We start from the raw sequence: 10,343 nt of genomic DNA, 5'->3' as shown, positions 1-10,343 counted from the left end.
GTTGCAGGCCCTGCGCGAGGCCAAGGGCCTGAGCGCCGAGGCGCTGGCGCGCAGCGTGGGCATCAGCCCGCATTACCTGGCCATGATCGAGCGCGGCGAGCGTCAGCCCGACGCCGCCATCCTGCGCGCGCTGGCCTGGGCGCTGGAGCTGGAGGGCTGGTCTTGAGCGTACGCATCAGCCGCCAGCACTGGCAGGCCCTGCTCGACGAACTGGACGACGCCCGCCGCCAGCGCCATCTGCTGACCTACCGGGCGCTGATCGAGCGCCTGGAGCTGCCCCCGCCGGCCATGCAGACCCTCACCGCCGCGCTGGAGCACCTGGCCGCGCTGGATGCCCGCGCCGAGCGTCCGCTGCGCAGCGCCCTGGTGATCAGCCAGGGCGCCAGTCGCCTGCCGCGTACCGGTTTCTTCGACTGCGTCACCCGCCTGGGGCGCTTCAGCGGCGCCCCCGACGGCGTCGCTGCGGCCTCCTGGCATGCCGCCGAAGTGGTGCGCGTGTTCGAATTCGATTATCCCGCGGATGTCTAGGCTGCTCTGGCGGTTGCGCGCAGGCTTGGGCTACTGGCTGGCCCGGCGCCTGTTCCACTGGCCCTGGCTGCTGCGCCAGCCGCGGGCCTGGCAGTGGATGCAGGGGCAGTACGCGCGCCAGGCCAAGCTGGGCGACGTGCCGGCGCAGAGTTTCTACGGGCATATCCTGCTGTTTCGCGGCCAGGGCCTCGGCGCGCGCGAGGAGGGGCTACGCCTGCTGCGCCTGGCGGCCGAAGGCGGCGACGGCAAGGCCGCTTACCAGTTGGGCGTGCAGGCGCTGCAGGGCGATGCCCGCCAGGCTCCGGACGGCCAGGCCGCGGCCCACTGGTGGGAGCTGGCGTTCGCCGCCGGCCATCCGCTGGCCGCCGCTCGTCTGCACCGCCTGTACCGCGATGGCGCGCCCGGTTTGGCGGCCGATCCCGAGTCGGCCGCGCGCTATGCGGCGCCCGACGAGGCGAGCGACTCAGGCCGATAACCGCTCGAGGACATGCAGGCTGTAGCCGGGCACCGCCTTGGCCAGGCGTTTGGCCTCCGAGGCCAGTTCGGCCAGCTGCGCGGCGTCCAGGTTCGGGCAGTCCTCGGCCTGCAGGCCTACCACGCCGATGGAGAGCGACAGCAGGGCGAATTCCTGACGCTGGCCCTGGCGATTGTGCGCGCTGAAACAGCCGGCCTGCAGGTGTTCTTCGCGGTAGAAGCGTCGGCACTGGCTCTGGAAATCTTCGATCAGGCGGCCGAGCTTGTCGCGCCAGTCGGCCGAGCCGAGCACCAGGAGGAAGTCGTCGCCGCCGATGTGGCCTACGAAGTCGCGCGCCGGGTCGACCTGCTCGTTCAGGCACTGCGCCAGGCACAGCAGCACCTCGTCGCCCTTGGCGTAACCGTAGAGGTCGTTGAAGGGCTTGAAGCTGTCGATGTCGACGTAGCAGATCGTCGCCGTGCGCCCCTGTTGCAGTAGGCGGGTCAGGCACTGCTGGATCGGCACGTTGCCCGGCAGCAGGGTCAGCGGGTTGGCGTGGCGCGCCTGCTGCAGCTTCTGTTCGGTGATCAGCTTGAGCACGTCGATCACCCGGCCCAGGCCGAGGTAGCGGCCGTTCTGGGTGATGATGAAGTCTTCCTCGATGCGCTGGCGCGCGCGGCTGGTGAGCAGGCGGCTGACCTTCTGCAGCGATTGCGCCAGTTCCACGGCGAGAAAGTCCTGGCTCATCAGCCGGCTGATCGGCTTGCGCGCGAACAGGTCGGTGGCGAACGGCTTGAGCAGCGCTTCGGAGAGCGAATGACGATGGACGATGCCGACCGGTTGGCGCTGCTCGTCGAGGACCGCCAGCGAGTTGAGGTTGGCCTGGGCGCGGAAGGCCTCCAGCACCTCGGCGATGGCGGTGTGCTGGTCGACCGCCGGCTGTTCGTTCAGCAGTGCGCCGAGGTCGCGACCTTCGTCGCCCAGGCCGACCTGGCCGACCTGGCCGCCCTGCAGGCGCGGCAGCAGCTGGCGGGCATCGCGCGGCGGCTTTTCCTGCGGGCGGCTGAGCAGGTAGCCCTGCACCAGGTCGACGCCCATCTCGGCCAGCACGGCCAGTTCCTCGGCCAGTTCGATGCCTTCGGCGATCACCTGGGCGCGCGAGGCTTCGGCCATCTTCAGGATGGAGCCGACGAACTCGCGCTTGACCGTGTCCAGGTGGATGCCGTCGATGAAATGGCGGTCGATCTTCACGTAGTCCGGGCGCAGTTCCGACCACAGGCGCAGGCTGGAGTAGCCGGCGCCGAGGTCGTCGAGGGCGATGGAAAAGCCCATGGCGCGGTAGTGGTGCAGGGCGTTGTCGAGCAGGGCGACGTCTTCGGTGGGCGACTGTTCGGTGAGTTCGATCACCACCTGGCTGGGCGGAATGCCGAACGCCTGCAGCAGTTGCAGGGTGCGCCCCGGCTGGTGGCTGGGATCGAGCAGGGATTCCGGCGAGACGTTGAGAAACAGCTTGCCCTCCAGGCCCTGGGCGCTGAAGCGCTGGCAGGCGCTCTTGCGGCAGGCCATCTCCAGCTCGCTCAGGCGGCCGGCGTGGCGGGCCACGGCGAACAGCGTCAGCGGCGAGTGCAGCGGGCTGTTGGAGGGGCCGCGGGTCAGCGCCTCGTAGCCGAGGATGCGCTGCTCGGACAGCGAGACGATGGGCTGGAACAGGCTGTTGAGGTCGCCGTGAGCGAGGATGATCCCCAGTGCGCTCAACTGCTCGGTGACGGTCATGGTGGTCTCGATCTGGCGAAAAAACGAAAGGGCCGGCTTGTGGCCGGCCCCCGCATTTCACGACAGTTCGATGACGCTTTGATGACGTCCGATGATTTGTCTCAGAACCTGTTTACGATCTGCTGCGCTTCGGCCCAGCTGCGTTAAAAACAGGCTCGGAAAGCCGCTTGCGGCTAACGCACCTTGGTGCGGCCCGGAGGGGCGAGCGGAGCGAGTAATGCTCATTTACAGCTCGTAAACTCCGCTTCCTCGCCTGTTTTTGCCTTGCATGGCTCTAGCTCGCGAGATCGTAAAGCAGGTTCTCAGTGCAGCGCCAGAGACGGATTCAGCCCCAGGTAGTCGAGCAGGATGCGCCCGGACTCGGCCAGGTAGGCGTCGTCTTCCGGGGTGCTCTTGTCGTCTTCCGGCGGCAGGGCGTCCTCGTCTTCCTTCTGCAGTTCCTTGAGCAGTTCCTCGCCCTTGGCCTGGCGGCGGTTGTTCTCCAGCTTCAGCTGCTTGGCCTCGACTTCGGCCTGGCGCGCGCGACGGGTGTGTTCGTTGAGGCTGACGCGGGTCTCGGCCATCAGCTGCTTGGCCAGGGTCAGGCGGTCGCGGGTAAAGACGAAGTCCGGGTCGTTGGCGGTGCGCCGGTCATGCCGGGTGGTCAGCTCGGCGAGGAAGGGCTTGATCGGATCCAGCTCGGGTTTGATCGCCGGGCGGATGCTGTCCCAGGGCAGGGCGGCGGGCAGGGCGCTCTCGCCGATGTCCTTGGTGTCCATCACGTCCGGGTAGAGGATGTCGGGGATCACCCCCTGGTGCTGGGTGCTCTGCCCGGAGACGCGGTAGAACTTGGCCAGGGTCAGCTTCAGTTCGCCGTGGTTGAGCGGCTGGATGGTCTGCACCGTGCCCTTGCCGAAGGTCTGGCCACCGAGGATCAGCGCGCGGTGGTAGTCCTGCATGGCGCCGGCGAAGATTTCCGAGGCCGAGGCGGACAGGCGGTTGACCAGCACCGCCAGCGGGCCGGTGTAATAGGTGCCGGTGTTCTCGTCGGCGAGCACATCGACGCGGCCGTCGGCGTTGCGTACCAGCACGGTGGGGCCCTGTTCGATGAACAGGCCGGTCAGTTCGGTGGCTTCCTGCAGCGAGCCGCCGCCGTTGTTGCGCAGGTCGATGACCACGCCGTCGACCTTCTCCGCCTTCAGCTCGCTGAGCAGGCGTTTGACGTCGCGGGTGGTGCTCTTGTAGTTCGGGTCTCCGGCGCGGAAGGCCTTGAAGTCCAGGTAGAAGGCCGGAATCTCGATGACCCCGAGCTTGTAGTTGCGCCCCTCGTGGGCCAGTTCGAGGACCTTCTTCTTCGCCGCCTGCTCCTCGAGCTTGACCGCCTCGCGAGTGATGGTGACCACCTTGCTGGTCTGGTCGCTGGGCGCGTTGCTCGCCGGGATCACCTCCAGGCGCACGGTGGAGCCCTTCGGCCCGCGGATCAGCTTGACCACTTCGTCCAGGCGCCAGCCGATCACATCGACCATCTCGCCGTTGCCCTGGGCCACGCCAACGATCTTGTCCGCCGGGGCGATCTGCTTGCTCTTCTCCGCCGGGCCGGCCGGCACCAGGCGCACCACCTTGACGTGCTCGTTGTCGCTCTGCAGCACCGCACCGATGCCCTCCAGCGACAGGCTCATGTTGATGTCGAAGTTTTCCGCGTTGTCCGGCGACAGGTAGGTGGTGTGCGGGTCGTAGGTGGTGGCGAAGGCATTGATATAGGCCTGGAACACGTCCTCGCCGCGGGTCTGCTTGAGCCGCGCCAACTGGTTGTTGTAGCGCTTGGTCAGCAGTTCCTGGATGTCCTTGGTGTCCTTGCCGGCGATCTTCAGACGCAGCACCTCGTCCTTGACCCGCTTGCGCCACAGCTCGTCGAGCTCGGCGCGGTTCGCCGCCCAGGGCGCCTTCTCGCGGTCCACTTCGAGGCTCTCGTCGACGCCGAAGTCGATCTTGTCGACGCCCTTGGCCAGCTCGGCCAGGGCGAATTCCAGGCGCTCCTGCAGGCGCACCAGGTGGCGGCGGTAGATGACGAAGCCGGGTTCGAGGTCGCCGCTTTTCAGCAGGTCGTCGAACTTGGTGCGCCACTGGTTGAACTCGGCGATATCGGCGGCGGTGAAGTAGCTGCGCGCCGGGTCGAGCAACTTGAGGTAGTTGTCGTAGATCTGCAGCGAACGTTCGTCGTTCAGCGGTGGCTTGTTGTAGTGGTGGCGCCTGAGCAGTTCCACCACGTTGAGGCTGGCAATCACCTGCTCGCGATCCGGCTGCAGGTAGTCCCAGTCGGCGGCACTGGTGGTCTTGGCCGCCAACGGCAGGGCACTGAGGCCGAGGACGAGGGCGAGGGCGGTGCTTGCGAGAGAGCGCTTCATGCTGATTCGACGTAGTGGCAGGTGATAACGCATATTAGGCCGTAATTGAGCGCGCCAGGTTCCGTTGGCGCCAGGCGGGAGGCCGACGGTCGACGTCGGGCCCGATTTCACTTCCACTATGGGGGCAGCATGAAGGCATTGCAAGGCGTCGAAGGGCGGGCACAGTGGCTGGAACAGCCGGCGCAGGCGTGCGACGTGGGGCAGATTCGGGTCAGGGTGGCCGCCGCCGGTCTCAACCGCGCCGACCTGCTGCAGCGCGCCGGTCTCTATCCGCCGCCGCCCGGCGCCAGCGAGGCGCTGGGCCTGGAATGCGCCGGGGTCATCAGCGAGGTGGGGCCGGGTAGCGCCTGGCAGGTGGGCGACCGCGTCTGCTGCCTGCTGGCCGGCGGCGGCATGGCCGAGGAGGTGGTGGTCGATGCCCGTCACGCCCTGCCGGTGCCCGAGGGGCTGAGTCTGGTCGAGGCGGCGGTGTTGCCGGAGGTCTATGCCACGGCCTGGCTCAACCTGTTCCAGCTCGGCGCCTTGAAGCCGGGCGAGAAGGTGCTGCTGCATGCCGGCGCCAGCGGCGTGGGGTCGGCAGCCATCCAGCTGTGCAAGGCATTCGGCAGCCCCTGCTGGGTCAGCGTCGGTTCGCCCGAGCGGCTGGCCTATTGCGAGGGGCTCGGCGCCCAGGGGGGCGTGCTGCGCGGCGACGACCTGCAGGGCCTGCGCGATTTCGGCCCCTTCGATGTGATTCTCGACCCGGTCGGCGGTCAGTACGCGACGCTCAACCTGGAACTGCTGGCGCGCGACGGGCGCTGGATCAATATCGGCCTGATGGGCGGGCGCGAAGCCAAGTTGGACCTGGCACAGGTGCTGGGCAAACGCATTCAGCTGATCGGCTCGACCCTGCGCAACCGCGACGACCAGTTCAAGGCCGACCTGTTGCGCGACCTGCAGCAGCAGGTCTGGCCGCTGTTCGTCGAGGGCCGCTTGAAGCCGCAACTGGAGCGCAGTTTTGCGCTCAAAGACAGCGAAGCGGCGTTCGAGACACTCGCCGGTAATCGGGTTGCAGGTAAAATCGCGCTGCTTATCGATCCCGATCTTGTCTGAGCAAGAGCTCTAGCCCGCGTCTGGCGCGGGCTCGGCCAGCGATTGGCTGATTCAATCAATATCATGGCCGTAATCAATAAGCTTTTTTTCGTTAGGCCGCTAAGATACGCCCTGTAAATTTTCAACCCTCACAGAAACCTCAGAAGGAGTCAGAGATGTCCCTCATCAACACTCAGGTACAGCCGTTCAAGGCCAACGCTTTCCACGCTGGCGAGTTCGTCGAAGTCACCGAGCAGAGCCTGAAGGGCAAGTGGTCCGTGCTGATCTTCATGCCGGCCGCCTTCACCTTCAACTGCCCGACCGAGATCGAAGACGCCGCCAACAACTACGCCGAGTTCCAGAAGGCCGGTGCCGAGGTCTACATCGTGACCACCGACACCCACTTCTCGCACAAGGTCTGGCACGAAACCTCGCCGGCCGTTGGCAAGGCGCAGTTCCCGCTGATCGGCGACCCGACCCACGCCCTGACCAACGCTTTCGGCGTGCACATCGCCGAAGAAGGTCTGGCCCTGCGCGGCACCTTCGTGATCAACCCGGAAGGCGTGATCAAGACCGTTGAGATCCACTCCAACGAAATCGCTCGCGACGTCTCCGAGACCCTGCGCAAGCTGAAGGCCGCTCAGTACACCGCCGCCAACCCGGGCCAGGTTTGCCCGGCCAAGTGGAAAGAAGGCGAAGCCACTCTGGCGCCGTCGCTGGACCTGGTTGGCAAGATCTAAATCTGCCAGCTCCCTTTCCGGTCTGTCACAGGCCGGAAAGGACCAACTCTGCGCTGTTTGGGCCATCAACCGGCCCTTGTGGTGCCCGATGCCCGGGCGCGATCCGTCCGGGCATTTTATTGCCTGCCATTCAGGGCAGGCCACCCAGCGGGTTGTCGCAGCGCGACGTTAAAAATTGTTCCCGACAATCTTTTAATCGCCCCGAATTCTTGTCATTGAGGACTCTCCACCATGTTGGACGCCAATCTGAAAACCCAGTTGAAGGCCTATCTGGAAAAGGTCACCCAGCCGTTCGAGATCGTCGCGTCCCTCGATGACAGCGCGAAATCCCAGGAGCTGCTGGGCCTGCTCCAGGACATCGTCGGCCTGACCGACAAGATCACCCTGAAGACCGACGGCAGCGATGCCCGCCGTCCGTCTTTCGCCCTGAATCGTCCGGGCGAAGACACCGGCGTTGCCTTCGCCGGTATCCCCATGGGCCACGAGTTCACCTCGCTGGTGCTGGCGCTGCTGCAGGTGGGCGGCCACCCGTCCAAGCTGGACGCCGACACCATCGCGCAGATCAAGAGCATCCAAGGCAAGTTCGAGTTCGAGACCTACTTCTCGCTGAGCTGCCAGAACTGCCCGGACGTGGTCCAGGCGCTGAACCTGATGGCCGTGCTCAACCCCAACATCCGCAACGTCTCCATCGACGGTGCGCTGTTCCAGGAAGAGGTCGAGCGTCGCCAGATCATGGCCGTGCCGAGCATCTACCTGAACGGTGAGGTCTTCGCTTCCGGGCGCATGGAAGTGAAGGAAATCCTCGCCAAGATCGACACCGGCGCCGCCAACCGCGACGCCGAGAAGATGAGCGCCAAGCAGGCCTTCGACGTGCTGGTGGTCGGTGGTGGCCCGGCGGGTGCTTCGGCTGCGATCTACGCCGCGCGTAAAGGCATCCGTACTGCCATTGCCGCCGAGCGCTTCGGTGGCCAGGTGCTCGACACCATGGCCATCGAGAACTTCATCTCGGTGAAGGAAACCGAAGGGCCGAAACTGGTGCGCGCCCTGGAAGAGCACGTCAAGGAATACGAAGTCGACGTGATGAACCTGCAGCGTGCGTCGGCTCTGGTACCGGCCAGCAGCGAAGGCGGCCTGCACGAAGTCAAATTCGAGAACGGCGCTTCGCTCAAAGCCAAGACCGTGATTCTGTCGACCGGCGCACGCTGGCGCGAGATGGGTGTGCCCGGCGAGCAGGAATACAAGGCCAAGGGCGTGTGCTTCTGCCCGCACTGCGACGGCCCGCTGTTCAAGGGCAAGCGTGTGGCGGTGATCGGCGGCGGTAACTCCGGCGTCGAAGCGGCCATCGACCTGGCCGGCATCGTCGCCCACGTCACCCTGCTGGAATTCGCCGACAGCCTGCGTGCCGACGCCGTGCTGCAGAAGAAGCTGGGCAGCCTGCCCAACGTGACCGTGATCAAGAGCGCGCAGACCACCGAGGTCAAGGGCGACGGTCAGAAGGTCACCGGCCTGGTGTACAAGGATCGCACCACCGAGGAGCTGCACAGCATCGAGCTGGAAGGCATCTTCGTGCAGATCGGCCTGCTGCCCAACAGCGACTGGCTCAAGGGCACCGTCGAGCTCAACCGCTTCGGCGAGATCATCGTCGATGCCAAGGGCGCGACCAATATCCCCGGCGTATTCGCGGCTGGTGACGTGACCACCGTGCCGTACAAGCAGATCGTCATCGCCATGGGCGAAGGCTCGAAGGCATCGTTGTCTGCCTTCGATCACCTGATCCGCCATAGCTGATCGGTTGCTGCATGAATGAAAAAGGCCACCCCTAGGGGTGGCCTTTTTCGTAGTACGCCGTGCGTGACCCTTATTCATCGGTGCGCACGGCGCACCCTACAGGGATGGCATCGCTCAGCGCTTCAGACCGCCCAGGGTCAGCGGCATCTGACGGTTCACATCCTTGTACAGCAGGTAGCGGAAGCGGCTCGGGCCGCCGGCGTAGCAGGCCTGCGGGCAGAAAGCGCGCAGCCACATGAAGTCGCCGGCCTCGACCTCGACCCAGTCCTGGTTCAGGCGGTACACCGCCTTGCCTTCCAGCACGTACAGGCCGTGTTCCATGACGTGGGTTTCGGCGAAGGGGATCACGCCGCCCGGCTCGAAGTTGACGATGTTGACGTGCATGTCATGGCGCATGTCGCTGATCTCGACGAAGCGTGTGGTGCTCCAGCGGCCTTCGGTGCCCGGCATGACGATCGGCTCGATGTCCTGCTCGTTGGTGACGAAGGCTTCCGGATAAGGCACGCCTTCGACCGGTTGATAGGCCTTGCGCAGCCAGTGGAAGCGCACGGCCTGGCTGCCGTTGTTGCGCAGCGACCAATCGCTCTGCGGCGGGATGAAGGCGTAGCTGCCCGGACGCATGGCGTGCTGGGTGCCATTGAGGGTCAGGCTGAATTCGCCTTCGACGACGAAGATCACGCCTTCGGCAGTGGCGTCCAGCTCGGGCTTGTTGCTGCCGCCGTTCGGGCCGACTTCGACTATGTACTGCGAGAAGGTTTCGGCGAAGCCGGTCAGCGGGCGGGCGATGACCCACATGCGCATGTTGTCCCAGAACGGCAGGTGGCTGGTGACGATGTCACGCATCACGCCTTTGGGGATCACGGCGTAGGCTTCGGTGAACATGGCGCGGTCGGTCAGCAGTTGCTCCTGACCTGGGTGACCGCCATGGGGGGCGTAGTAGTAGGGCGATTTGCTCATCGAGAGATTGCCTCGGCGGGTGAATGGCGCAGGGATGGCTCCCGGCGCGGAAAATGGGCTCCCATGCACTATAGGAATTCGCGGCTGGATTCGGAAATTAAATAGTAGAATGCCTGCCAGTGGCTTTCATGATGGGTGGCGACATGCTCGATCCCGTGCTGTTACGCAGTTTTCTCGCCGTGGTGCAGACCGGGGGCTTCACCCGCGCGGCCGCCAGTCTGCACCTGACCCAGTCCACCGTCAGCCAGCAGGTGCGGCGCCTGGAGGAGCAGCTCGGCGCCGAGCTGCTCGACCGCAGTGGCCGCTACGTGGTGACCACCACCGAGGGCGAGCGCCTGCTGGGCTACGCCAACCGTATCGTCGCGCTGATGGATGAAGCCATGCTGGCGCTGGGGCAAAGTGCGGTGGAAGGCGAGGTGCGTCTCGGTGTACCGGACGATTTCGCCGCCAATAGCCTGACCCCCTATCTGGCCGATTTCGCCGACGCCCATCCGGGTATCCGCCTGGAGATCACCAGCGGTCTCAGCCACGACGTGTGGCGCGCCTTCAACGCCGGCGAACTGGATCTGGCGCTGATCAAGCAGCGCGCCGGCAGCGCCAAGGGCCTGGCCAGCTGGGCCGAGCCGCTGGCCTGGCTCGACAGCCGCG

At 65.7% G+C, this 10,343-nt stretch carries 10 protein-coding genes; 7 read left to right on the top strand and 3 right to left on the bottom strand.

Going from position 1 to position 10,343, the window contains the following annotated elements; genetic code table 11:
- From N878_RS03855 to N878_RS03845, 3 genes are all read left to right on the top strand, one after another.
- Positions 1–166 (top strand): helix-turn-helix domain-containing protein (locus N878_RS03855; protein ID WP_021442371.1); only part of this gene is annotated, 166 nt, incomplete at its 5' end.
- A complete protein-coding gene (locus N878_RS03850) occupies positions 163–528 on the top strand; it encodes a hypothetical protein (protein ID WP_021442370.1) in 366 nt (121 codons plus the stop codon). The genes N878_RS03855 and N878_RS03850, both read left to right, overlap by 4 nt.
- Entirely contained in the window at positions 521–1,003 is a 483-nt protein-coding gene (locus N878_RS03845; RefSeq protein WP_031302710.1) for a hypothetical protein, read from the top strand. The genes N878_RS03850 and N878_RS03845 overlap by 8 nt, the downstream gene beginning before the upstream one ends.
- Here the strand turns inward: N878_RS03845 and N878_RS03840 are convergent.
- Entirely contained in the window at positions 992–2,755 is a 1,764-nt protein-coding gene (locus tag N878_RS03840; RefSeq protein ID WP_021442368.1) for a bifunctional diguanylate cyclase/phosphodiesterase, read from the bottom strand. The genes N878_RS03845 and N878_RS03840 overlap by 12 nt on opposite strands.
- Positions 2,756–3,057: 302 nt before the next feature.
- Positions 3,058–5,139, bottom strand: a complete 2,082-nt coding sequence (locus tag N878_RS03835; protein ID WP_021442367.1) for a carboxy terminal-processing peptidase — start codon at positions 5,137–5,139, stop codon at positions 3,058–3,060.
- A 129-nt stretch (positions 5,140–5,268) separates the two neighbouring features.
- Here N878_RS03835 and N878_RS03830 point away from each other — a divergent pair, with 129 nt between their 5' ends.
- The 3 genes from N878_RS03830 (at position 5,269) to ahpF (ending at position 8,738) form a co-directional block, all read left to right on the top strand.
- Positions 5,269–6,231: a zinc-binding dehydrogenase gene (locus N878_RS03830; protein WP_031302709.1), complete on the top strand. Its 963-nt coding sequence runs from the start codon at positions 5,269–5,271 to the stop codon at positions 6,229–6,231.
- Positions 6,232–6,386: 155 nt separating this feature from the next.
- Complete coding sequence (gene ahpC / locus N878_RS03825; protein WP_021442365.1) at positions 6,387–6,950, top strand: alkyl hydroperoxide reductase subunit C; 564 nt, start codon at positions 6,387–6,389, stop codon at positions 6,948–6,950.
- Positions 6,951–7,181: 231 nt separating this feature from the next.
- Positions 7,182–8,738 (top strand): alkyl hydroperoxide reductase subunit F, encoded by a 1,557-nt coding sequence (gene ahpF, locus N878_RS03820; protein WP_021442364.1) that lies wholly within the window; start codon positions 7,182–7,184, stop codon positions 8,736–8,738.
- 114 nt (positions 8,739–8,852) lie between these two features.
- Here the strand turns inward: ahpF and N878_RS03815 are convergent, their stop codons facing one another.
- On the bottom strand, positions 8,853–9,695 hold the full coding sequence (locus N878_RS03815) for a bifunctional allantoicase/(S)-ureidoglycine aminohydrolase (protein ID WP_021442363.1): 843 nt from the start codon (positions 9,693–9,695) through the stop codon (positions 8,853–8,855).
- A gap of 143 nt (positions 9,696–9,838) precedes the next feature.
- Here N878_RS03815 and N878_RS03810 point away from each other — a divergent pair.
- Positions 9,839–10,343 (top strand): LysR family transcriptional regulator (locus tag N878_RS03810; protein ID WP_031302708.1); only part of this gene is annotated, 505 nt, incomplete at its 3' end.

Source organism: Pseudomonas sp. EGD-AK9 (genome assembly GCF_000465935.2).
In the GTDB taxonomy this organism is placed as follows: Bacteria; Pseudomonadota; Gammaproteobacteria; order Pseudomonadales; family Pseudomonadaceae; genus Aquipseudomonas.
Note: the sequence above shows the minus strand (reverse complement) of the source record. Positions and strands in the feature narration are given on the sequence as shown.